This window comes from Rhodopseudomonas palustris (assembly GCF_034479375.1).
GTDB lineage: Bacteria > Pseudomonadota > Alphaproteobacteria > Rhizobiales > Xanthobacteraceae > Rhodopseudomonas > Rhodopseudomonas palustris_M.
In genome coordinates this window covers 438,514-462,974 of record NZ_CP140155.1, presented here as the reverse complement: position 1 = coordinate 462,974, position 24,461 = coordinate 438,514, and the positions used below count along the sequence as shown (strand labels likewise).

General features: G+C 65.2%; 18 protein-coding genes. 5 read left to right on the top strand and 13 right to left on the bottom strand.

Annotated elements, in window-relative coordinates; all coding sequences use genetic code 11:
* From SR870_RS02020 to SR870_RS01985, 8 genes are all read right to left on the bottom strand, one after another.
* Positions 1–3,144, bottom strand: coding sequence for a helicase HerA domain-containing protein (locus tag SR870_RS02020; protein ID WP_322516385.1), 3,144 nt, complete (start codon positions 3,142–3,144; stop codon positions 1–3).
* Positions 3,145–3,194: 50 nt separating this feature from the next.
* Positions 3,195–3,902, bottom strand: coding sequence for a hypothetical protein (locus SR870_RS02015; protein WP_322516384.1), 708 nt, complete (start codon positions 3,900–3,902; stop codon positions 3,195–3,197).
* Between the two features lie 5 nt (positions 3,903–3,907).
* Entirely contained in the window at positions 3,908–4,915 is a 1,008-nt protein-coding gene (locus SR870_RS02010) for an endonuclease domain-containing protein (RefSeq protein WP_322516383.1), read from the bottom strand.
* Between the two features lie 215 nt (positions 4,916–5,130).
* The gene (locus SR870_RS02005) at positions 5,131–7,200 is read right to left on the bottom strand and encodes a methyl-accepting chemotaxis protein (protein WP_322516382.1); all 2,070 of its coding nucleotides are present in this window, start codon (positions 7,198–7,200) and stop codon (positions 5,131–5,133) included.
* Positions 7,201–7,867: 667 nt separating this feature from the next.
* Complete coding sequence (locus SR870_RS02000) at positions 7,868–8,413, bottom strand: TIGR03809 family protein (RefSeq protein ID WP_322516381.1); 546 nt, start codon at positions 8,411–8,413, stop codon at positions 7,868–7,870.
* Positions 8,414–8,825: 412 nt separating this feature from the next.
* The gene (locus tag SR870_RS01995; protein WP_322516380.1) at positions 8,826–10,508 is read right to left on the bottom strand and encodes a S8 family serine peptidase; all 1,683 of its coding nucleotides are present in this window, start codon (positions 10,506–10,508) and stop codon (positions 8,826–8,828) included.
* Between the two features lie 24 nt (positions 10,509–10,532).
* The gene (locus tag SR870_RS01990) at positions 10,533–11,333 is read right to left on the bottom strand and encodes a hypothetical protein (protein WP_322516379.1); all 801 of its coding nucleotides are present in this window, start codon (positions 11,331–11,333) and stop codon (positions 10,533–10,535) included.
* Complete coding sequence (locus SR870_RS01985) at positions 11,330–11,899, bottom strand: sigma-70 family RNA polymerase sigma factor (RefSeq protein ID WP_322516378.1); 570 nt, start codon at positions 11,897–11,899, stop codon at positions 11,330–11,332. The genes SR870_RS01990 and SR870_RS01985 overlap by 4 nt, the downstream gene beginning before the upstream one ends.
* Before the next feature lie 364 nt (positions 11,900–12,263).
* Between SR870_RS01985 and SR870_RS01980 the strand changes: the two genes are divergently transcribed.
* Together SR870_RS01980 and SR870_RS01975 are read left to right on the top strand one after the other, a co-directional pair.
* Positions 12,264–13,409 carry a GGDEF domain-containing protein gene (locus tag SR870_RS01980; protein ID WP_416221116.1) on the top strand — a complete coding sequence of 382 codons (1,146 nt, stop codon included), beginning with the start codon at positions 12,264–12,266 and terminating at the stop codon, positions 13,407–13,409.
* Positions 13,410–13,446: 37 nt separating this feature from the next.
* Positions 13,447–14,562: a DUF2336 domain-containing protein gene (locus SR870_RS01975; RefSeq protein ID WP_322516376.1), complete on the top strand. Its 1,116-nt coding sequence runs from the start codon at positions 13,447–13,449 to the stop codon at positions 14,560–14,562.
* A 166-nt stretch (positions 14,563–14,728) separates the two neighbouring features.
* Here the strand turns inward: SR870_RS01975 and SR870_RS01970 are convergent, their stop codons facing one another.
* The 5 genes from SR870_RS01970 to SR870_RS01950 all read right to left on the bottom strand — a co-directional run bounded on the left by SR870_RS01970 (position 14,729) and on the right by SR870_RS01950 (position 20,915).
* The gene (locus SR870_RS01970) at positions 14,729–16,942 is read right to left on the bottom strand and encodes a TonB-dependent receptor (RefSeq protein WP_322516375.1); all 2,214 of its coding nucleotides are present in this window, start codon (positions 16,940–16,942) and stop codon (positions 14,729–14,731) included.
* A gap of 38 nt (positions 16,943–16,980) precedes the next feature.
* The gene (locus tag SR870_RS01965) at positions 16,981–19,200 is read right to left on the bottom strand and encodes a TonB-dependent receptor family protein (protein WP_322516374.1); all 2,220 of its coding nucleotides are present in this window, start codon (positions 19,198–19,200) and stop codon (positions 16,981–16,983) included.
* Positions 19,201–19,258: 58 nt separating this feature from the next.
* Positions 19,259–19,639: a DUF2946 family protein gene (locus SR870_RS01960; RefSeq protein ID WP_322516373.1), complete on the bottom strand. Its 381-nt coding sequence runs from the start codon at positions 19,637–19,639 to the stop codon at positions 19,259–19,261.
* 89 nt (positions 19,640–19,728) lie between these two features.
* The gene (locus tag SR870_RS01955) at positions 19,729–20,367 is read right to left on the bottom strand and encodes a DUF1109 domain-containing protein (RefSeq protein ID WP_322516372.1); all 639 of its coding nucleotides are present in this window, start codon (positions 20,365–20,367) and stop codon (positions 19,729–19,731) included.
* Between the two features lie 2 nt (positions 20,368–20,369).
* Positions 20,370–20,915 (bottom strand): sigma-70 family RNA polymerase sigma factor, encoded by a 546-nt coding sequence (locus tag SR870_RS01950; RefSeq protein WP_322516371.1) that lies wholly within the window; start codon positions 20,913–20,915, stop codon positions 20,370–20,372.
* On the opposite strand from SR870_RS01950, the gene SR870_RS01945 reads away from it, so the two are divergent.
* The 3 genes from SR870_RS01945 (at position 20,869) to SR870_RS01935 (ending at position 24,395) form a co-directional block, all read left to right on the top strand.
* Positions 20,869–21,912, top strand: coding sequence for a hypothetical protein (locus SR870_RS01945; RefSeq protein ID WP_322518399.1), 1,044 nt, complete (start codon positions 20,869–20,871; stop codon positions 21,910–21,912). The two genes, SR870_RS01950 and SR870_RS01945, sit on opposite strands and share 47 nt — an antisense overlap.
* 84 nt (positions 21,913–21,996) lie before the next feature.
* Complete coding sequence (locus tag SR870_RS01940) at positions 21,997–22,776, top strand: enoyl-CoA hydratase (RefSeq protein WP_322516370.1); 780 nt, start codon at positions 21,997–21,999, stop codon at positions 22,774–22,776.
* Positions 22,777–22,976: 200 nt separating this feature from the next.
* A complete protein-coding gene (locus tag SR870_RS01935; RefSeq protein ID WP_322516369.1) occupies positions 22,977–24,395 on the top strand; it encodes a TolC family outer membrane protein in 1,419 nt (472 codons plus the stop codon).
* Positions 24,396–24,461 lie beyond the last annotated feature (66 nt).

Genomic DNA, 24,461 nt, shown 5'->3' with positions numbered 1-24,461 from the left:
CTACGTGGCCCCGCCCGATCGTTTGGCCAACGCCACGACTTCGCCGGGGGTCGGCGGATTGGCCGGATGATAGCTCAGGCAGATCGGCGTCCGCACCTTGCCAGGTTTGCCTGAGCCTTCGGTGGCGAAATAGAATTCACCCGCTTTCAGCTTGCCGATGTCGTCGGCCCGCCCGCCGCTGGCGGAGATGATGTCCTGGGCTGCGGCGATGGTCGCCGGCGCGCTCTGCTTGCCTATGAACTGCGTCGTGCAGTTCGACACGACCTGATTGTGCACGCCGCGCGGCACCTGCGTCGCCACGATCATGCCGAGCCCGTATTTGCGCGCCTGGGCGACCAGCTTGATCCCGCTGCCGAGACTGAGCGCCGGCTTCTGCGCCGGCAGGAAAGTCTGCGCCTCGTCGATGACGTAGAGCAGACCGGTCTTCGACGGATGGCGCTTGATCCAGCTGAACAGCGTCATCTGCAACCGGTTGACGAAATCCTCCCGCGACGCCTCCGTCGCCAGGCCCGACAGATTGATCACCGACAGCCGCACGCGGGCCGGATCCGGGCCGAAGAACAGCAGCCTCGGATCGAGCACCGGCCCGTCGGCGCGCAGCAGCGGATTGGTCGCGACGGCGGCATGGAGCTGGTCGGCCATTCCGGCCGCGAGCTTGGCGGCGTTGCCGATCGGACTGAGACCATCGGGTAGCTCCGTGAGTAATTCGATGAACCGTTTCAGATCGCCGCCTCCGCCGGCCGCGAAGTGGCGCAGCGTCTCGACGAGGACACCTCTTTGCAGGGCGGTTTTCGCGCCGGCGAGAGGACCGAGCGTTTCGGCCGCCATCTCGGTCGCTTGCTGGCGCTCGTCCTTGTCGTCGCCGAGCCCAGCGAAATCCGGCATCACCGGCAGGAACAGCGGATTGCCGCCGTGCACGCCCGGCGTCCACACCACCACCTCCACTTTGCTAGCATAGAGGCTGGCCTTGTCGTCGTCCGCGCCGGTGAACGTCTCCGGCCGGACCGGCCACTGATCGCCGAGCCGGGACAGATCGTTGTTCGGATCGATCACGATCGCCGGAATCCCGGCAAGCGCCGCCTCCTCCACGATCCGCCGCAACAGCACGGTCTTGCCCGAGCCCGAGCCGGCGATGATCGCGGTGTGGCGCGGCAGCAGCCGGAGCGGCAGGCTAATGGGTTCATCGCCGACTCCGATGCGCCGACCGACCGGGATGGACTGCTGGATCTCCGCAACCGGCGCTGCGGTTCGAGGCGCCGGTGATGGCGGGGCGACGAGCGGTGGCGCCGGCTCTGGAGCGGGCGGCGGTGGCGCGTCCGACCGAACGTCCAAACTGCCAGGTCCGGTCTCCGGCGATTGCGCACCATCCGACCGCGTCGGCGCGGCAGGCGGCGGGCTGAGGCCGGCACGCTTGAAGAACTGCGTCGCAAACAGCGGCTTGTCGGTACGTAGCCAAGACTCGAATTCGGCGGCCCTGCCGCCGGCGGCGGCCTGTTTGTTCATCTGCCGCAGCGCGACGAACACGCGCAAATCCGCCTCCAGCGGATCGACGACGATGCCGCCTGCCCTCTCGAACAATTCGAACAGTTGCCGTGTCTTGGCGCCGCCCGGAACCGGACTACGCCGCACCAGGATGAGATGCCGGTCGGCGATCCTGGCGTTGATCCCCGATGCGGTCAGCGCCGCCCGCAGCCGGGCCTGGAACGAGATCGCATGGGTATGTTCGAGCGCGCGAAAGCAGAAATGCCGTTCGCGGTCGTTCTCAGCATGGTAAGTGAACGTCAGCCGGCCATGCAGCGGCGGTGTTTTCTGCGCCGGGTCGCCGCGGCTCTCCAGATCGACGGCTTCATCGGCGGCGAATTCGCGGGCGTAGAGATCGAACACCTCGCGAAGCAGCGCGGCGAGTTCGCCGTCGTCGTCCGGGACGAGGAGGCCGCCGACCTCGGCCGTCGCGCTCAACTGCTGAAACGCTTGCGCAAAACCATTGCGCGCGAGCGGCGTTTCGGGCGTAGTGACGGCCTCGGTCAGCCGATCGCATTCGGTGACCTCGCCCGCCTCGATGCAGCGGCGACGAAAGGCATCGCAGCGCATCAGGATGGTGCGCGGGGTGGTGACCACACCGGCGGCACCGGCGATCGCATCGTCGCTGAACGGCCAGCTTTCGTAAGGCGGGTCGAAGTTCACCGACTGGTAGGCCGGCGCAAGCCGGCTGACGATCAAGCTCCGAATATCGGCGGAGTCTTTCATCTCGCGAAGGTTCAACGGCTCGCGAAAGCGCTGGCTGAAAGGGATCAAGCCCCGCTTCTGAAGGGCCTGCCAGGAGTTGAACAGACAAGTAACGACCGTCATGCTGCGATGGCCGACGTCGTAGAGCTCGAGCAGTCCGGCCGCCAGGGCTTCGCCCAGGCCCTGGTTCGGCGCATCGTCGTTGATATGCGCGCTGACGATGCTCGGATTGACGACGCCGTCGATCTGATCGATCGCGACCATCGTCGGCCCGGCGAGGCTCATGATCCAGGACATCCCCCTCACCAGATCGACGGGCGGCGGCGGCGGCTTGAGAAAGCCGAGCGCGGCACGCGCCTGTTCGTCGGCGTCGTAGCCCTGCAGCCAGGCATGGGCGAGGCCGGCGCTGTTGATGTCGTTGGATCGCAGCAGACACATCGCGCGGAACACGTCCTGATGCCGGAGCGTGTTCTGCATGTCGTGGCGCATCAGCCCCTTGACCAGCACGTCCACGATCTTGCGTGCCTCGATGTTCGGGATGTTGAAGGCGGTCTCCACCTCCTTCTCGACCTTGAAGCGCCGGGCGACGCCGGCCAGCACGGCTTCGAGCTGGCGGCGTCCATCGGACATCGGCTGCAGCAAGGAGGTGATGTAGCTCAAGGCGGCGTTGCGCCAGAAATCGGTCAGACCCATCACTTCGAGCAGCACGAACCAGCCGCCATCCTCCCAGACCTGCCGACGTAGCTGGCTGACGAAGTGAGTCTTGCCGATGCCTGCGTGCCCGGTCAGCGCGATGCCTGGTGCACGCGATACGGGCCCCAGCGTTTCCCGGAGGAATTCCTGCGAGACGTGAGCGACAATGTCCGCGTTCGGCCCGGCGCTCTTGGCCGCGCTTTCATCGAACCAAATGCTGTCCAATGAACGAACCCAATTGAAATCGACGACGCGAAGCGCCTGCAGAGCCCGACTCATGATTGAAACCAGATGAAATGATAAGGATCGCCGCCGGTGCTGAAGGCAGCTTCGGACTCTTCGGCCGAGATGTCTTTGGGATCGTCGTTACGTCCGAACCCGGCCTTGATTTCGTTCTTATGGATCCGCCGCAGCCCGCCATCCACCGTCGCCCGATCGAGGTCGGACAGTTGCGCGCGGAGTTTGCTCAAGGCGACAGGCTCGCCTTTTCGTCCGTTGGTAATCGCCAGATAGGCTTGCTCGATACGTGCGCGCAGTTGCTCCGGCGACGGCGGCGTCGATTCCGGGTTGCGATCGTCCGGTTCGACCTTCTTTCCTTTCTTCTTCGGTCCGGCTGGCGCTTTCCTGGGCTTCGGTTTCGGCTCTTTCGCGGTCGAGGCCGGCGGCCATTCGGGGGCCGGACCGATGAAATCGGCCAGCGTCTCGCCGCTCCTCTCGAGATGCCGCTGCAACATCGCCAGCCATTGCTGCAGCACCTGATAGTTCTTCGGCAATTCGTCGCCGAGATGCTGGCCGGCCCAGTTCCACCCCTTGTCCTCCAGCTCGATTCCAATCGCGCGGCCGATCTTGGCGCTCGAGATCAGCCCGTCGGCAACCAACGCCTCACGGTCCTTCTTCTCGACTTTCGGGACGATCTCGCCCTGCATCGCCTGGCCCTTGCGGCCGAGCAGGCACCACATGATCAAGGTCTGTTTCGGAGTCATGGTCGTTACCGCATGCTAGTCGTTGATTGTCGGAAGCGGACCACCGCACGGATCTTCTCCACGGCGGCCTGCAGGTCGGTCGTGACCTGATGGTTGGTGATACGCAGCACCAGATAGCCGGCCATCAAGAGCTCGTAGTCGCGGTGACGGTCGTTGGCGAAATTCGGGTCGCCCTGGTGCTCGGGACCGTCGAGTTCGACGACCACACGCCCTTCGCGCCACAGCAGATCGACACGCGGGTTGCCATAGCCGTCGATTGCGACCGTTTGGTTACAGGCGAACAGCGTCGCCAGTTCGCGGTCGCGGCGCAATGCCGCCTCGACACGCTGCTCGACGAGGCTTGCGTGATGTGCGCGGCCGCTCGGGGCGATGAAGCGCAGTTGCAGCGGCTCGACTGCCGGGACGACCTCGACGGCGCCATACAACAATCGCTCGAATGGGGCGACAGGGGCCGGCCTGCTCGGGAACAGCGCCACCACGGAAGCGCCCTGTCCCGCGCACCATTCCAGAACCTGAATGACCGGCGCGGCACGGCGTGCGTCGATTGGATCGACAGCCGCGAGCAACACCAGGTCGGGCGGACCAATCGCCTGCATCAATTGAGTAAACTCGATCGATCTCGCTGTCCGCCGGAATCGCGGCCGGTAGCCGGCCGCGGCGCGCCTGGAAGCTGCACGAAACCACGGCGCAGAGACGCCCGGCTGGTCGAGGGGCAAGACGTGCAGCCCGTCCGCCGTTGCGCAGTCGCCGCCATACCAGCGCGGCCAACAGGCGAGAGCCAGTTCGGCCAGATCGTCGATAATTTGCTGCAGGATGGATTCGGTGGTGAGGCCACCAGGGGGCAGAATCAGCGCCGGGCGTTCCGCTTCGGCCGTCGTGAGCGCTTGTCGAACCTCGTCGATACCGATGCCCGTGACGGTCAGCCGCTCTCCGCGAGCGAGCCGGACCACTCGCTCGCCCAGCTCCTTCACACCAGTGAGGGTCGATGACCGCGATTGCACCCCTGTCTTCATGCAACTGCGAGAATGCCAAAGTCTCCCGCGGCGCGCAACAGAGACCTGCCGTAAGCGTTTCCAATTCCGGCGTTCGAGGGCGCTGCCGCGCGAGGGGCGGAAGCAACTCTCAAACGACAAGAAACGAACGGCCGGGCTTGCTCAGTTAGTCTAGCAAAACGCCAGGGCAGAGGCAGCTCGCCCTGGCGCTTCTTCACTCCTGCCCGATGCAGATACTACGCCGCCCGCACGGTTTCGACGAAGCGGCTGACTTCCTCGCGCAGGCGATTGCTGTCGCGCGACAGCGATCGCGCGGCGGCCAGCACCTCCGACGATGCCGAGCCGGTTTCGGTGGCGCCGCGCTGCACGTCGGTGATGTTGGCCGAGACCTGCTGCGTGCCCTGCGCCGCCTGCTGCACGTTGCGAGCGATCTCCTGGGTCGCAGCACCCTGCTCTTCCACCGCGGAGGCGATGGTCGAAGCGATTTCCGACATCCGCTCGATGGTGCCACCGATCTCGCGGATGGCGCCCACCGACTCCTGCGTCGCCGTCTGCATGCCGCTGATCTGCTGGCTGATCTCGCCGGTCGCCTTCGAGGTCTGTTCAGCCAGCGCCTTGACCTCCTGCGCCACCACGGCGAAGCCGCGGCCGGCGTCGCCGGCCCGGGCCGCCTCGATGGTCGCGTTCAGCGCCAGCAGATTGGTCTGCCCGGCGATGGTGTTGATCAGATCGACGACGGCGCCGATCCGGCTCGCCGCATCCGCGAGCTCGCCGATCCGGCCGTTGGTCTTGCGCGCCTGATCGACGGCATCGCCAGCGATCCGCGCCGACTGCTGCACCTGACGGCTGATTTCGGAGATCGACGACGACATCTGTTCGGTCGCGGACGCCACCGATTGCACATTCGCCGAAGCCTGTTCGGACGCAGCCGCGACCGAGGTCGCAAGCTCTTGCGAGCGATCGGCGGTCGAAGTCAGCGAGCCGGCGGAAGCTTCGAGTTCGGTCGAGGCCGAGGTCACGGTCTGGATGATCTGGCCGACCGCGCCTTCGAAATCGTCGGCCAGCCGCCGCATCTCGGCCTTGTGCTCCTCGGCCACGCGGCGCTCGGCTTCCTCCTGCTCCTGCTGCAGCCGCTGCACGTCGATCGCATGCGACCTGAACACTTCGACGGTGCAAGCCATCAGACCGATCTCGTCCATGCGGCCCGAGCCGGCTACGGCCACGTCCAGATTGCCGGAGGCGAGTTCCCGCATCGTCTCGGAGATCGCGATGATCGGGCGCGACACCGCGCGGCCGATCAGCCAGGCCAGCACGACGCCGATCAGTTGCGCCGTGATGGTGATGATCAGGGTCTGGCTCCTGGTATCGGAAACCAGTGCCTGGGTCTCCTGGCCGATCTGCTTCTGCTCTGCGGCGCCGATCTGATTGATCCGCGCGGCCGCTGCAGCCAGAGCATCCGCCACCTTGGCCATCTCGCCGATCTTGGTCTCGACCGCATTGACGTCGGCTGACGCCCTGCGGAAGGCCTCGGTGTAGCTGGCGAGGTCGGCGTCGATCGCGACGAGCTGGCTCTTCTCGCCGGCTGTGTCGAGCGAAATCTTCAGGGCCGACAACGTGGTCTTGAGTTCAGCAATCGCCTTTTCGGCCGCCACCGAGGCTTCACGCTCCAGGCGCATCCCCAAAACCTTGCTGGCCGCGAGCCGCAGCGTCAGAAGTTGCTTCACGGCCTGTCCGACCAGCAGCGCGTCGCCGCTACGGCCGTCGCCGGTCATCGCCGAGTTCTGCAACTGCTCCAGTCGGCTCATCATGCGCTGCCCGATCGGGCCGAGCACCTCGAGCGTCAGTCGATTCTGCTCCTGACGCAGCTTGACGACATCCGCAAACCCCTTGCCGTAGACGGTAACCTGGCGGTCGATGTCGGCCATCACGTCCCTTGTCTCGGGATTCTGGAGCTGCCGCGAGCCCTGCGCGATGTTGTCCGCGAGTTTCTGCCTGCGCTGATCCGCTTCGCCGAGCAACGCGTCTTCGCCGGTCATGCCGTATTCGCGCACGACGCCGCGAAAGGCGGTGAAGCTGCTGTCGATCTCCTGTGCGATTCCGACCACCTCGACGCGTTGACCGAACGAGGTGAATGCCGAGCCGATCGTACCAAAGCTGGAGTAATTCATCACAGCGAGCACGGCCATCAGAACCTGGATAGCGGCGAAGCCGATGACTATCTTGGTACCTATCTTTCGATTGGTGAAGACTGCGAAAAGACCGGAGGATTTCGATGCGGCAGCATTCGACGGAGCGGTGCGGGTCATGATCTGACTTTCGTTTCGAGCGCGAAGTCGGCAGCTCGGCTGCAACCTATTCGGGGCCACATCAGGCTTGGATCCGCGGCAACGCTACGCCAGGCGTAGCGGCGGATCTCCCTGGCGTGATTATGGTTTGAAGCGGACGACGGCGTCCGCATGCGAGCAGTGCGCCGAAATCATTTGAAAAGTATAAAGAGGAAAATTGCACAGCCGCTCAAATACAACGATCAGTTAGCTGCGCTTTGAAACAAACGCACCGGTCGACGGATTGATCGAAATCAAAAGGACGGCGCAAAGCCCTATTACTAATATGAAGAATGCACGACACGCTTGCCCCTCATCGGTGCGATTCTGTTGTTCGACTCCGTTGCCGGGGATGTTCCTTTCACCGAAGGTCTAGAGAGAATTCCGGTTCGACAGAATCGGAGGCGGAGCGCTCTGGGGTCCTGATCTGCCCGTTGTCTTCGAGCGGCCGGTATCCACGTCGCTCGAAAACAATCGAGCGACGGTAAAGCACTCGCAACCGAATGGGCCGTGGCGCAGTGCCCGCAAGCCGAATGTCTCGCGGGCATATGCGGATGATTCCCGGACGCCGGCGATCTGGTGTTTTCGAGGCGCCCGCGCACAGCAAACGAACAGGTGCTGGATTTACCCGCGGACCGAGCCGCCTCGCTTAGCCAGCTTTTCGCAGCAGCGGGTAGCGCTGCGCAAGTTGGCCGAGATCGAGCGCATGCTGCCAGGCGGGGCGCTCCGCACTCCCGATCGGTTCGAACACGTCAGGCTCGGCGGCTTCTTCCGGCTCGACGGACGGCACGATGCTCAGTCTCGGGACGCTCGACAGTTCATCATCGATCGCGGCCGGCGCGTATTCGTGAGCCGGCGAGACCGACGTCGATGCGAAGTGGAGCGTCTGGACCGAATCAGTCGCCGTCTCGTCGCTGAGATAGAAGATCTGACGCGGCGGCAGACTCTTGTTGTGCCCCAGCCAGGACAGATCGATCGGCTGGTTATCGATGGTGGCTTCGCGGTAAAGCAGATCGCGCCAGGTTTCGACCGCCGCCTTGGCTTCCTGAATATTTTCGAGAAACGCGGTTTCGCTGAAGAAACGCCGCCAGCGGCCGCTTTCGAACAGTTCCGTGAGATATTCCAGCCGCTGTTCAGCGACCACACACCAGCGCTCGATGACTGCGCGGCCACGCGCTGCGTCGGTTAGTTCCATGATCAATCCGCCGGAATTGGGGAAAACGGACGCGACGCAACTTACGAATCAACGCAAGCATAAGAGTCAGTTTGTTAACAAAAATTTACCATGTCCAGCCGCAGTGGTGCCCCCGTAATGACACGAAGTCCAAAATGGCCCCGCGGGGACCCCTCAGCAAACGGCCGGTGTCGATGATGAGGTCCCTGGGGCGTGAGGGCTCAACGCCAGGACGAGGTGGGGCCGAAACGAAATGACCCGCCCGGGGGGACAACCGGGCGGGTCAAGCCATATTGGCGCTGGGGTGGATGGGCGCTCGCGCCGAATACAGCCTTTTGGGGAGGGGCTTTCCGCTCCCACAAAGATTGGTCATCGAGACACCGCCGAACGTTCAAAGCGGCTGCCGCTTTTTTTCGAACGTGAGCCGGCCGATCTATCGGCCCGGCAGCTCGGCCTGCGCCGGAGCGACGACCTTCTCGTCGACTTTGGAGGGCATCTCGATCGCATCGCCGGGTACGGCCGGCTGCGCTGTCGCGACGGCGGGCGGCTCTCCTGCAGGTTCGGCCACGGGCGGAACAGCAAGGCGCTCCACCCGCGACACGGCAGCGAACGCATCCGCCTCGCCGGCTCCGAACAGATCGTCGCGGCCAGGCGGACCGCGATCATGCGCGGTCTGCGTCAGAATGGCGCGCACCTGATCGGGCGCAAGCGTGGGGTTTCGCTCCATCATCAAAGCGGCGATGCCACTGACGAACGCCGCAGAGAACGATGTCCCCGTCATCATCTCGTATTTGCCGCCCGGCGCCGGCAGCAGGATGTCTACGCCCGGTGCAGCCAAGGCGATCTGCGGGCCGCGGTTCGAAGCCGCAAACAGCGTATCGCCCGGGCTCGTCGCGCTGACGGCGATCACTCCCGGCAACGCCGCAGGATAGAGCGGCGGCGACTTCGGCCCGGCGTTGCCGGCGGCCGCAATCATCACAATTCCCCGCGCTGCAGCAGACGCAACGCCGCGGGCGATCAGCGGGTCCCGCGGCCCGGCAAAGCTCATATTGACGATTCGCGCGCCGTGGCCGGCCGCGTAATCAAGGCTCTTGAGGATCAGATATGACGTACTGCTCTGGCTTCCGGCCTTGCTCTCACTGAACGCCCGGATCGCCAGGATTTGCGCCGCCGGGGCGCCGCCAGTGAGTTTGGCGCGCGCAACGATCGCCCCGGCGATACCGGTGCCGTGCTGATGCGGCGTTTCCTTGCGGCCGAGCGGGTCGAACGAATCCGCGATTGCACCTGAAAGCTCGGGGTGGCCGATATCGATACCGGAATCGATCACCGCGACGACGATGCCGCGACCGCGCGCCAGCGCGTGCGCTTCGGGCAACCGAAGCCGGGCTTGCGGATACAGCATCGCATTGTCTGCGGCAGCCGGCGCAGCATCGTTCTGCAGCGTGTAGATGAAATTGGCCTGCGCCGCGCGCACGCGGTTGTCGGTTGCGACCGCGCGCGCGACCGCTTGCGGCGAGCGGCGGTCGTTGATCCGGAACAGGCCGATGCGAGTGCCGACCAGCGAGATGTTGTCGATACTGATGCGGGTGAGCCGGTGCCGGCGCGCCAGCGCACGGAGCTGTGAATCGGACAGCCCGCCGCCGAATTCGATCAGCACTTCGTCCGGAACATGATCACGATCGGCGATCGCGAGGCGCGGATTGCGCTGGACGGCAGCGCGCGCCGGCACGCGGCGGAGCGACTCCCGCTGCGCCTTGCCGCGCTTGTGCCGGCTTACGGTCCGCCAATCGTCGATCACCCATAGCTTGGCGCAGGTCCGGCCATTGCCGAGATAATTGCAGTTCGACGGCGGCAGCCGGGCATCGCGCAGGCGCCGGTATTCGCGCTCGACCGACGGCAGCACATCCGGCGCCGGGGGGCGCATCGCAGGAATGGTCGCGCCGACCGAAGGCACGACGAGCGGCGGCGCATTCACCGGGGCCGTGACGACCGGCGGAAGGTTGGTCAATGGCGGAGGAGCCAGCGATTGCGCGGATGCTGCCCCGGCCAGCGCCGCCAGCGCCGCAACCGTCCCGATCGCGGTACATAACCGTCGATGCAACGTTGCGGCGCTCATCTCAGCCTCACATCTTGAAATCCGCTATGGCGCGGGGAGCACCATCGCGACGATCGCCTCGTTCTGCAGGCGCGCGACCAGCCTGTCCTGATCCTGTTTCGACATTGCACTAGCCCCGACTTTCAGCCGAAACACGCCGCCCTTGCTGCTGTCGATCACCGAGGCTTGATACGCGTCGAGCAGCGCCGTGATCTCGGACGCGCGGGCGTCCGGCGCGAAACGCACAAACAGGCGTAGGCCGCTGTCGGCACCCAGGCTGCGGGTCAGCGGCGCCGCGCGTTGCGCGGTCGCGGCAGGCGGCGCAGCAGGCGCGGCCGGACGCGCCATCTCGGCACGCGGCGCGGGAGCAATATCGGCCTGAGGCTGGTAGGACGCCGTCTCGAACACACCCTCCGGGGTCCACGCCACCATCGCTCCGATCAGCCCGGCCTGCAGCACCAGCGCGATACCCGCGACCGATGCCGACCAGGCCAGCGCCTTCGGCGACAGGCTGGCGATGTATCCGGCGAAACGCGCGCCGAGTCCCTGCCCGGTCTGCGGCGATGCGCTGGCAGCCGAACGCGCCGGCTCGGCGGCGATCGCAGCGAACAATTTCTGCATCGCCTTGGCTGACGGAGCACCGAGACTTTCGTTCAGTTCGATGGTCGAAGCATATTCCTCGAGCACCGCAGCATATTGCTTCGCAAGCTCGGGATCGCGCTCCAGCGCTTCGGCGACGCGCCGGCTGTCGTGGGCATTCAGCGTCCCCGCGGCATACCACGGCAGCAACGCCTCGATGTCGCCCGGCTCCTGATGCTCCAGCATCGATTTGCTCATCGCCATCATGGCCAGCCTCGCTGCACGCCGGCTGCCTGCAGCAGATCGGCAAGTTTCTTGCGCGCATAAAACAGCCGGGTCTTCACGGTATTCTCCGGAATTCCGACAATATGAGCGACCTCTTCCACCGATTTCTCATGGTAGTAGACGAGATCGACGATTTCCCGATGGTCCGACGAAAGCCCTTCGAGGCACTTTCGCAGCACATCGCTGGTGTCCTTTTTCTGGACCGCCATTTCCGGATCGTCGGACGGATCCTCGATCGCCGCGGCAGCCTCGTCGTCCAGTTCGGCATCCTTGCGGCGTCGCAGCGCGGACAGCGCCTTGAACCGCGTGATCGCCAACAGCCAAGTGGAAACAGATGATCGACCTTCGAACTTCCCCGCTTGGCGCCAGACGTCGAGAAAGACCTCGCTGATAAGATCCTCGGCGACCTGCTCGTTCCGCACCAGCCTCAACCCGAAGCGAAACACCCGCACATGATGCCTGCCATACAGGACCTGCATCGCAGAACGGTCGCCTTGAGCAATCCGGGCGATCAAAATCTCGTCCGCAGTCGCCTGCTTGTCACTCACTGGCCGTCTCGCACAATAGGTCGGCTGAAACCCGTGGAAGGTTCGACAGTCAAAGGCAAATTTATCACCGTAGCTAGGTGCCACACCACGTCTGTGAGGTCGAGCACAGAAGTATGAGGCCTGCGCCATCCTGCCGGACCGACCAATCCGGCTCGTTCTGGTCTCGATCCGGCGGGCCGAAACCCGCCCGAAACGCGTCACCGAGCCGCCGGCCGAATTTGCGCGGCTGGCGCGCCCGATTCCATCCTAAAGAATAACTGTACCTCAAACACTTAATCGGATCGATCGGCGAGTTCCCCGCAGATACGAAACCTAAAGGCTTTGCCCGTAGATTCCAGAAATTCACACGCGTTGAAGCAGGCGAATGGGATCAACTGCCGTCATTTCGGGCATGCCAGCGGGCATTGCGGACGGGGCCGAACGGGCCCGGACGGTCGCTGTCCGTGCGCGGCGAATGAAGCAACGCCGGCAGATGCTCGATCTGATTGCGGCGAGCTATCTCACCGACGCCACCCTGCTGCTGATCTACAGCTTCACCGGAACAATCCCCGACATCGTCGTTCCGGCCTATATCGCCTGCGGCTTCGGCATCATCGTCGGCAGCATCGCATTGTCGGAATCCGGCTTCCACGATCGCTTCAAGGACCACTATCTCGTTCTGCCGACCGCTGCGCTGAATGTCGCGCTGGCGATGGGCTTCTGCTTCTGGGTGCCGCAAGTCGCATTCCTGTTTCTGTGCTCGCTGTTCATCATCTTCAGCTTCACGTCGCTGCGCGCAAACACCAGTCAGAGCCTGATTTGCTGGGCGGGGATGACGGGTGCGCTGATCGTCCTGTTCGTGTTCACCGACACGCCGGTCGCGATGCCGAACGGGACGCTGCTCGAGCGGACCGCGACCATGCTGGTGCTGGTGCTGACCATCGGCCGCTGCATGTTTGTCGGGATGTACTCCAGCGCAATGCGGCAGTCGCTCTACAAGCGCGGCGTCCAGTTGCGCGAGGCGTATCGACGGATCGAGGAACTCGCGGAGCTCGACGAACTCACCGGCGCGTTCAATCGCCGCTGCATCATGCGAATGCTCGACGACGAGATCGCCCGGGCCGAACGCAGCGGAGCGCCGCTGTCGCTCGCTTTGATCGACCTCGACTGGTTCAAGCGCATCAACGACAGCTTCGGCCATCCCACCGGGGACGAGGTGCTGCGGACCTTCGCGATCACCATCTTCGCCAACATCCGAAGCTTCGACCGGTTCGGCCGCTACGGCGGCGAGGAATTTCTGTTGCTGTTGCCGAACACTCCGCGGGAGGAAGCCCACGCCCTGCTGGACCGCCTGCGTGAAATCGTCGGTGAACTGGACTGGTCGGCATTCTCCTCCGGGATGCGGGTGACGCTGTCCGCCGGCGTCACGACGATGTCCGCGGACGAAACCGCCGAAGCCGTGCTGGCCCGCGCCGACAGTGCGCTCTATGCCGCCAAGGAAGAGGGACGCGACAGAATTGCCACGACCTGAGGAACTCAGGTTCTTCCCGTGACTCCAGGACAGAGTAATGAGCTCGAAAACGGCCCTTTCCGCCGCCACCCTTCTCGATGAACTGCAATCCACGCTGGCGCACGGCACTGTTGCGCGCCGCGTCGAGACGTTGCGTCGCGTCACCGACCTCTATCTCGACAGCGAGGTCGACTACAACGACAACCAGATTGCGGTGTTCGACGACGTCTTCAACTGTCTGGTCAAGAGCATCGAGACCAATGCCAAGGTGCTGCTGGCCAAGCGCCTGGCGCCCGTCAAAGCGCCACCGCGGATCATTCATCATCTCGCCTTCGAGGACATGATCGAAGTCGCGGCGCCGGTGCTGTCCCAGTCCGACCAGCTCGACGACGCCACGCTGATCGCCAATGCCCGCACCAAAGGGCAGAGTCACATGATGGCGATCTCGACCCGCAGATCGCTCAGCGGTGCGGTGACCGACGTCCTGGTCGAACTCGGCAACCAGCAAGTGGTGCAGAGCACCGTCAAAAACCCCGGCGCCGAATTCTCGGACAACGGCTATTCGGTGCTGGCCAAGCGCGCCGAGCTGGACGACGACCTCGCCACCGAACTCGGCCGGCGGGCGATGCCGCGCGCGCAATTTCTGAAGCTGACCGCGATCGCGTCGGCATCGGTGCGGGCGAAGCTCAAGGCCGCAAATCCGAACGCAGCCTCCGAGGTCGCGACCGCCGTGAAGCAGGCGACGCGGCTGGCGCGCTCCGCACCGGCGGCCATCAGCCTCCAGACCAGCATCGCCCACGGGCTGGTGAGGTCTCTGTTCGAAGACGGCCGCATCACCGAAGAGCAGGTCCTAACTTTCGCGAACGAGCGCAAGTTCGACGAGATCAACCAGGCCCTCGCCTGCCTCGCCGGCACATCGGTCGAAACCGCCGAGGCGATGATGATCGAATCCCGTGACGAGGGTCTTCTGATCCTCGCCAAGGTCTGCAAATTGTCGTGGTCGACGGTCAAGGCGATCATCACGATGCGCGACGAGGCGACGGGCACCATGTCCACCGACCTCGACGAATGCCGTTTCACCTACGAGCGGCTGCGCATCGCGACCGCACAGCAGGTGCTCCGCTTCCACCGCATGCAGCAGTCCAGCGCCGCAACGAAGTCGCCGGCCGCCTGAGCGAGCGCTTCCAAGCCCGTCATTGCGCCGGCGATCGCATGCCCGCCGGAGACGACCACCGGCGCGACCTCGAGGGTCACGCCGGGCCTATCGAACATCGCATGCAGCCTCGCGGCGATCGGCAGCAGCGCTGCCGCAACCAGCGACCATCGCAGCCGGCGGCGCATCACCACCGCGTCCTCATGCCGACATAGACCGCGCGGCCAATGCCGGGATTGAACAGCGCCGAAGCCGCCGTCGCCGTCTCGACGGCGATCGCGGTCGAGACGTAGCGTTTGTCGAGCAGGTTGCGCCCTTCGATATAGCCGGACCAACCGGTTCCGCGGTCGTAGCCGAGCTTGAAGTTCAGCAGCGCGTAAGAGTCGACCGTCAGCGTGTTGGCGTTGTCGGCGAAGAACGCCTGCGGCATCCATTCGACGTTCGGTCCAGCATAGAACCCGCTGAGATGTTTGTAGAGCACTTCGGCGCGAAGATAGTGCGCCGGCACCGCCGGCAGGCGATTGTTGCCCCAGGTCGGGTCGCCGTCGAAGCGAAAGTCACTGTAGGTGTAGGCGACGTTGAACCAGAAACGATCGTCCTGCGCGAAACTCGACGTCAGGAACGCGACGCCGAGCCCGGCCTCGACGCCCTGATGCACGGTGCGGTCGGCGTTGCGGATCGTGCAGGCGCCGGGGGTCGCAGGACTTGTCAAGCATTGCAGCTCGTTGCGGATGTCGGCGCGGTACAGCGCGACGTCCCAGGTGAGATCGGGCCGACGGCCGCGGGTGCCGATCTCGTAGGTGGTCGCGGTCTGGGCATTGATGTTGGTGCTCGCCGGCGACGCGAACGTCGTGACGTCGTAGGTCGGCACCTCGGCGCTACGCGAGATGTTGCCGAACACCTGCCAGGTCGAATCGACGTCCCACAGCAGCCCGATCTTCGGGCTGAACGGATCGTAGCTGCGGCGGCCCGATTGGTCCCCATTGGCGAAATAGCGGTCCTGCTGGTCGCGGACCGCGTGCAGGAAGGTCGCGCCCGTCACCAGCGCGACGTTCGGCAGGACGAACAACGAGTTCTCGCCATAGGCGGAGACGTTCTGCGACTTCCACAGATACGACGCGGCCAGTGGTCCCTTCACGGCCGCGCCGACGTTCCAGTACTGATTGATGTCGATGGTGCCGCTCTGGATGTTGACGCCGGTGACCAGGCGGTTGCGGAAACCGCCGATGAGCCGGTCGTCGGTGGCGCGGGCGAAGCCACCGTAGTCGTGGACGTGGAAATCGAGCCACTGATAGATCGGATGCATGACGTGGCGTTCGAGCACGAAGGCGCCGAAATCCACCGTCGTCTCGCCGAACCGCAACGTCGTCTTGTTGGCGACGCGAACGGAATCGATATTGCGCTGCTGGTCCTGCTGCACCCAGACCGGGTTCGCGGCGCGCGGCGAAGTCAGCGCCGCGTCCTTGGTGACCTCGCCGGGAATTTCCGAGCGCCATCGGCCGACATTGAGGTAGAACCGCGTCTCGGCATCGGGCGAGAACTGATAGCCGAAATTGGCGTTGAGGCGTTCAGATTCCGTCTTGCTGTGCTCGCGATAGCCGTCCTCGCGCTGCGCCGACATCGTCATGTACCAGTCGAACGGGCCGACGGCGCCGCCGGTGCTGGTCGCAGATTTCAGATAGCGGAAGCTGCCGCCATCGACGCGTGCCTCGAATTCGGGCGAATCGCGCCCGGTCGGCATCACGAAGTTGATCGCGCCGCCGAGCGAATTGGCGCCGAAGCGTAGCGCGTTGGCACCTTTGTAGACTTCAATATAGCGATATGCGGTCGGGTCGATCTCGAACAGATCGAACAGGCCGTCCGCGGTATTGATCGGGATGCCGTCCATATACGGATTGATGCCGCGATTGCCGTAGGCGCGCGACAGTCCGGAGCCGCGGATCGATACCCGGCCGTCCGGGCCCCAACGCGTCTGGATCAACACGCCCGGCACCCAGCCGAGCGCGTCCTTGATGGTGTTCGCCGGCGAGTTCTTGAACTCGGTATCGGGAACGAGTGCGACGGCGCCGGGCGTGCGCTGGATCTCCTGCCGCGCCTGCGCGGTGGTCGGCACGGTGAGGCTCGGAGGACCACTCGCCCCTTGGGGCGTCGCCGGCCCGCCGGCGACCGACGTTGCCGCCGCAACGCCGCGCATTGATGCGCGAACCACGCGGGTCCCGCTCCCCGCGCGCCGCGGCCTGGGCCGCGCCGCGGAACGCGCCGCCTGATCGGGCGCCTGCACCGTCACCGGAGGCAACGGTGCGTCGGGGCCGCGCTGAGCGATCGCGGGCGGCGTGGACAAAACCAGCGCGGCGGCGGACGCCATCAGGATGCTCCGCGACCCCGGGAACACCCGAGACATCACGTACTCGATCGAACAAGAGCATGAAGGACCGCGCATCACCAGCGCGCCTTGAAGCCGGCATAGACGGCGCGACCGGCGCCCGGCTCGAACAGCGGCGAATTGGCGTTGGCCTTGTCGATGATGCTGGCCGAGGCGATGTAGGCCTTGTTGGTGAGGTTGCGGCCCTCGATGTAGATCGAGTACGGCCCGCCATTGTCGATGCCCGCTTTCAAGCCGAGCAGCGCATAGGGCTCGGTCATCAGCGTGTTGGCGCTGTCGACGTAATAGGCCTGCGGCACCCACTCGACATTCGGCCCGAGATAGAAGCCGTTCGGGTTCTTGTAGAGCAGCTCGGCGCGAAGATAGTGCCGCGGCGCGCCGGGCAGCAGATTGCTCCCGAACCTGGCGTCGTTGTCGAAACGGAAGTCGTTCAGCGTGTAGGCCATGTTCAGCCACAGCCGGTCGGGCGCCGGCCCCCGCTCGAACAGATTCTTGAACAGCGCGACGCCGAGTCCGGCCTCGATGCCTTGATGCACGCTGCGATCGGCGTTGGTGACGTTGCAATTACCGAAGGCGCTGTAGATGCAGAGCAGCTCGTCCTTGATCTCGGCGCGATAGCCAGTCAGTTCCCAGACCAGATCAGGCCGGCGGCCGCGGGTGCCGATCTCGTAGGTCGTTGCGCGCTGCGGCCGGATGCTGGTGAACGGGATAGTCGGAATCCCCATGCCCGACGCGCTTTCGCCAAAGCTCGGCACCTCGGCGCTGCGCGAGATGTTGCCGAACGCCTGCCAGGTCGGATCGATGTCCCACAACAGCCCCGCCTTCGGACTCCACAGATCGAACTTGGTCGATCCGGAGCCGTCGCCGTCGCTCAGAAATCGATCTTTCCGGTCGCGGGTCGCATGCAAAAACTGCGTGCCGGCGACCAGCGCGACGTTGCGCAGGAAGTAGAACGAATTCTCGATGTAGAACGTGGTGTTGGTGGACTTGTCGAGCGAGGACGACGCCAACGCGCCCTTCTGCCCGCCGAGGTTGACGTACTGCTTGTTGTCGAGCCGGCCGTTGAGCAGATTGACGCCGGCGACCAGACGGTTGCGATAGCCACCGATGAAGCGATCGTCGGTGACCTTGGCGAAGCCGCCGTAGTCCTGGTAGCGATAGTCGAGCCACTGGAAGATCGGATGCATCAGGTGGCGATCGACGCCGAAGGCGCCGAAATCGACCACCGTGTTCTCGAACCGGATCGTGGTCTTGTTGGCGAGCCGCACCGTGTCGATGTTGCGCTGCTGATCGAGCGCGACGTTGTTGGCTGCGGCTGTTTCCGGCGAGGTCAGCGCCGAGGTCTTGGTGACGCTGCCGGGGATCCGCTGCCGGACGTGATTGGCGTTGAGATAGAACCGGGTCTCGATGTCCGGCGTGATCTGGTAGCCGATATTGGCGCTGAGCCGGTGCGCCTCGCCGTCGCTGTGGTTGCGGAAGCCTTCCGCCGCCTGCGTCGAGGCGGTGACATAGCCGTCCCAAGGGCCGTTGACGCCGCCGGCATTGGCCTGCAGCCGGCGATAGCCGAACGCCCCGGCATCGACGCTGACGCCGTTCGGGAACGGATCACGGCCGGTCGCGGTGACGAAATTGATCGCGCCGCCGAGCGAATTGGCGCCGAATTGCAGCGCATTGGCGCCCTTGTAGACCGCGACGTATTTGTACGCGGTCGGATCGATCTCCTGAAAGTCGCCGTAGCCATCGGCGGTGTTGATCGGAATACCGTCCATATAGAGCTGCACGCCGCGCAGGTGGAAATTGCGCGACAGGCCGGAGCCGCGGATCGACAGCCTGGTGTCGTCGCCCCATTTCGGCTGCGCGAACACGCCGGGCACGTAGTCGAGAATGTCCTTGATAGTGTTGGACACGGTCGAATTGCGATAGGCGTTGGCCGGCACCAAAGCGACGCCGCCGGGCGTCTGCTGGATATCCTTCAAAGCCTGCTGGACGGTGAGCACGGTCAGCGCCGGTCCCCGCGCCGCCCGAGCGCTGCCGACCGGCTCGACGGCCGGCAGCGGCGCCGGGGTGTTGCTACGCACCGCACGCGTCGCACGCGATGCGCTGCGCTGCGGTCTGCGGGACGCGGTCGGACGCGCCTGATCGGGCGCCTGCACGGTCACCGGCGGCAATGTGCCGTCGCGAGGGCTTTGCGCCGTCGCCGGCAATGAAACGAGACAAGTGAAGACGAGCGCGGTGGCCGGCATGAGGCGGCGCGACCGCAGACGAGCGGACGACATGGAATGAACTCCGGAACCTGAGATGACGAGACAAGAGCGCGCCGAAAGGCGCAGGTCGTCAGGTCAGGGCCGGGGGGCCGCGCGGCTGGTGATCGCGGCTCTGCGTCAGCGCGACGAATGGCGTGACGCGCGGCGGGTCATAGGCAATGCCGAATGCCAGCCGAATGGCGAGCGCCGGCGCAGTCGGCGGCGGCGCGGCGCTGACATGCTGGCCGACACATAGCGGACAATGGATGGCGGCGGGCTTCGCCTTGCCGGGCTCGACCGGCAACGCGTCCGCATCAGCGCTGGCGAGACAGAACTGATGCCCGGCCAGTAGCTGGAGCGGCGATTGCGCCGCCAGCAGTGTGCTGGCCAGGATGACGTTGAGCACGAGCGCGTAAACGGCGGCCAAACTGGCCGCCAACGCAATTGCTCGTACTTTCGAAAGTTTGCCCAACAGCCGCTCCCCGGCTGTTTGCTAGCACACCCGAAAAGCGAGTCACACTCGCTCGCAACTAGAAACTTCCGCAGTGTGGCTGATTTACCTCAGTACCGCAGCACTCGGCTGCCCGCGACCGCGCCGATCGCGGCGACGATCGCTGTCGCCAGCGTGTACCAGGTCGCCACGAACAGCGGCGAATCGTCGACGCAATGCGCCGCGTACAAGGTCGCGGCGAGGCCCGCCGCGATCATGCCGGCCAGCGCACCGGCCAGCGTCGGATTGGAAGGCGCACCGCGGCGCAAGCCGATCAGCGCCGCGATCAGCAATGGCAGCGACACCAAGGGAATAGCGGTCAGGCACTGCATCGAATTGTGGCCGACCAGCCGCGTCATCATCGACGTGCGGTGCGGCAACATCGCCTCTCCGCCGATCGCAAGACCGAGGATCGCGAGCGGCGCCAGCAGCAACAAACGCCAGCGTCGTGCCGTTGCCTCCGGCCGCGACAGATGCAACGCAACCGTGATCGCCGACAGCACCAGCGCCAGCGTCACCACGAATTTCAGATTGAAGAACGGACTGCCGAACGCGGTCGCGATATCCGAGCGCAGGCCGAGCGTCGACAGCAACATCGCGGCCGACACCGGCAGCGCCACCAGCAGCGCGGCGGCGAGTACCTGTCCCACCGGCCGCTCGCGCCGGGCGGAATCGGCGGCGAGCGTGTTGATGAAATGATCCGTATCCATCGTCAGACCGATCTCATTTTGGCGGCGAGCGCCGACAAACCCCGGTGCAGCGCGACCCGCACCGCGCCCTCGCTCATCGACAACTTCTTCGCGGTGTCCTTGATCGAGGCGCTGTCGACCGCGATCGACTGCAGCACCTCGCGCTGGCGCTGCGGCAGCGCCTCGAGATGACGCGCCACCTCGCCGGCCGGCAGCGTCTCCGGCGCCGCTTCGCTGGGGATCGTCTCGGCGAAATCGTCGATATTGACGAAGACCCTCCGGCCGCGGCGGCGCAGGGTGTCGATCAGCTTGTTGCGCGCAATCGCGAACAACCAAGGGGCGAACGGCGCGTCCGGGTCCCAGGTGTGTCGCTTCAGATGCACGGCCAACAGAATATCCTGCACAATGTCCTCGGATTGATCGATCGGCTGCCCTGCCCGTGCCAGACCCCGGCGCGCGCCGGCCCGCAACACCGGCGCGACGGCCTTGAGCAGCCGCTGATACGCGACGCTATCGCCGGCATTGGCCGACCGCATCAGGTCGGTCCATTCGTCGTCACGTCCGCGCACACGCGCTCCCAACAGACAATTCGATTCCAAACTCAGTTTGTTACGGGCGAGGACACATTTTTACGACGGCGAGGACACCCGGCAGATTCCGCATCTGGATCGCGAGCCTTCCTTATCACTGTTGTCAGGGATGATGCCATTGAGGCGGGCCGCCATAAATATTGCCAAATTATTGCCGCGGGTCCGCACCGATTTCCCATGGTTTGGCCCCGGTGACGCCATTGCCGCAGGGTCATTGTGCCGCTCGGGGCTGGCAACTGGGGAGATTGCCGTGAAAAGCAAGGCCATCGGGCGTTTGGGATTGATCATCGCAGCCGGCTTGTGTGCGTGTCTTTGGGGACCACTACAACCCCTGTCTGCCGCCGCGGCGCCGGCCGCCGCGCAAGATGGTGCGACGCAACAAAGTGCGCCGGCCGCCACGAAGAAATCCACCCGCCCTTCCAGCCGACGCGTTAACAAGAAGTCCGCCCCCACCAAGGCCGCGAAGCCTATCGCCGAAAAGGCTCTGGACAAGGACGGCCCCGCCAGCGCCGTCGCGTCGAGCGACGCGAAGCCGGCAGGCGCCGCGCAGACCGGCGCGCTGGTCGGAGACGGACCACCGTCGGCCGCGTTGCCTCCTTCGGTCGCCAATGCCAACGCACAGTTCCCAACCATCGCAGGCGCCGCCGGCGAGACGCCGGGCCCCGCCGCCGCGCAGCCGACGACGGCGCCCGATGGCTCGACGGACTCTCAGGTCGTTCCCCCCGACGAGGTCAACGAGCTCGACCGTGCCGCCGCGGACGCCCCACCGGCCGTGATGGCGGCGACGATTCCGGCTTCGACTGCCACGACTCCGGCAGCGACCAGCTCGGATCCAGCGACGGTTGGCACGGCGCAGATGTCTTCGGCGACCAGCAACGACGGCGCCTGGGACAAGGCGTCGCTGATCGGCAAGATTTTCATCGCTGCAGGTGGTCTCCTGACGCTCGCCTCGGCCGCACGGATGTTCATGGCCTGAACGATCCGCCCCTCCCCTTGAAGCCGGACCCGCCAGCGGGCAGATTGCCCGCGGCCGCGACCGGCCCTCGAGCGGGAATGCATCATGAGCACTTTTGAATTCATCATCGTCGAACGCCAGAATGCCGTCGGCATCATCAAGCTCAACCGTCCCAAGCTTTTGAACGCGCTGTCGTTCGGCGTGTTCGGCGAGATCGGTGCGGCGGTCGAGGACCTCGAAGCCGATGACGCGATCGGGTGCATCCTGGTCACCGGCAGCGAGAAGGCGTTCGCCGCCGGCGCCGACATCAAGGAGATGCAGCCGAAGGGCTTCATCGACATGTTCAACGAGGACTTCACCTCGATCGGCGGCGACCGCCTCGCGCGCTGCCGCAAGCCGACCATTGCGGCGGTCGCCGGATACGCGCTCGGCGGCGGGTGCGAGTTGGCGATGATGTGCGATATCATCATCGCCGCCGATAATGCGAAGTTCGGCCAGCCGGAGATCACCCTGGGCACGATTCCGGGCATTGGCGGTACGCAGCGTCTCACACGCGCCATCGGCAAATCGAAGGCAATGGATCTGTGCCTTACCGGACGGATGATGGACGCGCAGGAAGCGGAACGCGCCGGCCTCGTCAGCCGCCTCGTGCCTGCCGACAAGCTGATGGAAGAAGCTCTCGCGGCCGCCGAGAAAATCGCGTCGATGTCCCGCCCTGCCGCCGCGATGGCGAAAAGCGCAGTGAATCGTGCGCTGGAAACCACACTGGCCGAAGGACTCGCCGTCGAGCGCGATCTGTTCCGCTCGAGTTTCGCGCTGGAGGACCGTTCCGAGGGAATGGCCGCCTTCATCGAAAAGCGCAAACCGAACAACAGGAATCGCTGACAGCGAGCTGACGGGCGCGCGCCGGAGCGGCTGGACGCCGCATCATGCCGCGCGCCCGATCGCCGCAGCGTTGCCCCATGACCACAGTGGCGGCGGCAACCGCCGTCCGTGCGCCCCGATGATTTGCGTCACGCTGCAGCGCGTTCTAAACATGCAGTGGCGTCGGCGGGGGCGGATGTCGCAGAGTTGCTGCGGGACAGATGGTTTGGTGGACAGGATTGATTAGCAGCGTCGCAAAGACTGCACGTCGTTCTCTCGCGGGCGCTTGCGCGGCTGCGATCAGTATCGCGCTGACCTTTCCGGCATCCGCCGAGGGACTGCCCGAAGCGCTCGCGAAAGCCTATCAGACTAATCCGCAGTTGAACGCCGAACGCGCCCGGCAACGCGCGACCGACGAGAATGTGCCGGCGGCGCTGGCCGGTTATCGTCCGCAGATCATCGCCAGTCTCGGCGTCGGCATGCAGGCGGTCCGGAACCTGCTGCCCGACAACACCATCCAGACCGCAACGCTGAAGCCTTGGACGATCGGCGTCACCGTCACGCAGAACCTGTTCAACGGTTTCAGGACCGCCAACAGTGTGCGCGTCGCCGAGTTTCAGGTGAAGTCCGGCCGCGAAGCGTTGCGCAATGTCGGACAGGGCGTGCTGCTCGACGCCGTCACCGCCTACACCAACGTGCTCGCCAATCAGGCGCTGGTCGCAGCCCAGAGGACCAACGTCGACTTTCTCAGCCAGACGCTGGACATCACCAACAAACGCTTGAACGCCGGCGACGTGACGCCGACGGATACCGCGCAGGCGGAAGCGCGGCTCAGCCGAGGCCGCGCCGACCTCAACGCCGCCGAAGTCAACCTTGCCGTCAGCGAAGCGACCTACGCGCAGGTGATCGGCAATCCGCCGTCGCGACTGAGCCCCGCCGCGCCGGTCGACCGGCTGCTGCCACGCAGCCGCGAGGATGCGATTTCGCTGGCGCTGCAAGGCAACCCGGCGGTGCTCGCCGCGAGCTACGACGTCGACGTCGCCACCACGACGATCAAGGTGGCCGAAGGCGGCCTGCTGCCGAGCGTGACGCTGCAGGGCAACGCCAGTCGCAGCCGCGACACCGATTCGACCCTCGGCACCAAAGGCACCGACCAGGCCTCGATCCTCGGCCAGATCTCCGCGCCGATCTACGACGGCGGGCTCGCCGCCGCGGAGACCCGGCAGTCCAAGGAAATCGCCGCGCAGAGCCGGCTGGTGCTCGATCAGATCCGCAATCAGTCGCGCACTGCGGCGATCGGCGCCTGGGTCAGCAACGAGGGCGCCAAGATCGCGGTCAGCGCGTCGGAAGCCGAAGTGCGGGCCGCCGAGATCGCGCTGAAAGGCGTCGGCCGCGAAGCGCAAGGCGGCCAGCGCACTACGGTGGACGTGCTGAATTCGCAGCAAGATCTCACGCTCGCCCGCGCGCGCCTGATCGGCGCGCAACGCGATCGGGTGATCGCGTCCTACACGCTGCTCAGCGCCATCGGCCGGCTCGACGTCAAGACGCTGAAGCTCAACACACCGGACTATCTGCCGGACGTTCACTATCATCAGGTGCGCGACGCCTGGCACGGCCTGCGCACGCCGTCCGGTCAGTAATCTCGTATTTGATCGTTGCAAATGGTCGGAGTCGCCGAATGGCAGCACTCCCCGCTGTTCGCTGCC

Bases quoted from the DNA above. Each gene is read 5' to 3' on its own strand.
- SR870_RS01935 (WP_322516369.1), top strand. From the start codon at position 22,977: ATGGTTTGGTGGACAGGATTGATTAGCAGCGTCGCAAAGACTGCACGT.
- SR870_RS01940 (WP_322516370.1), top strand. From the start codon at position 21,997: ATGAGCACTTTTGAATTCATCATCGTCGAACGCCAGAATGCCGTCGGC.
- SR870_RS02000 (WP_322516381.1), bottom strand. From the start codon at position 8,413: ATGGAACTAACCGACGCAGCGCGTGGCCGCGCAGTCATCGAGCGCTGG.
- SR870_RS01955 (WP_322516372.1), bottom strand. From the start codon at position 20,367: ATGGATACGGATCATTTCATCAACACGCTCGCCGCCGATTCCGCCCGG.
- SR870_RS02010 (WP_322516383.1), bottom strand. From the start codon at position 4,915: ATGAAGACAGGGGTGCAATCGCGGTCATCGACCCTCACTGGTGTGAAG.
- SR870_RS01990 (WP_322516379.1), bottom strand. From the start codon at position 11,333: ATGATGGCGATGAGCAAATCGATGCTGGAGCATCAGGAGCCGGGCGAC.
- SR870_RS02015 (WP_322516384.1), bottom strand. From the start codon at position 3,902: ATGACTCCGAAACAGACCTTGATCATGTGGTGCCTGCTCGGCCGCAAG.
- SR870_RS02005 (WP_322516382.1), bottom strand. From the start codon at position 7,200: ATGACCCGCACCGCTCCGTCGAATGCTGCCGCATCGAAATCCTCCGGT.
- SR870_RS01995 (WP_322516380.1), bottom strand. From the start codon at position 10,508: ATGAGCGCCGCAACGTTGCATCGACGGTTATGTACCGCGATCGGGACG.
- SR870_RS01965 (WP_322516374.1), bottom strand. From the start codon at position 19,200: ATGTCGTCCGCTCGTCTGCGGTCGCGCCGCCTCATGCCGGCCACCGCG.
- SR870_RS01970 (WP_322516375.1), bottom strand. From the start codon at position 16,942: ATGTCTCGGGTGTTCCCGGGGTCGCGGAGCATCCTGATGGCGTCCGCC.
- SR870_RS01980 (WP_416221116.1), top strand. From the start codon at position 12,264: ATGGGATCAACTGCCGTCATTTCGGGCATGCCAGCGGGCATTGCGGAC.
- SR870_RS01975 (WP_322516376.1), top strand. From the start codon at position 13,447: ATGAGCTCGAAAACGGCCCTTTCCGCCGCCACCCTTCTCGATGAACTG.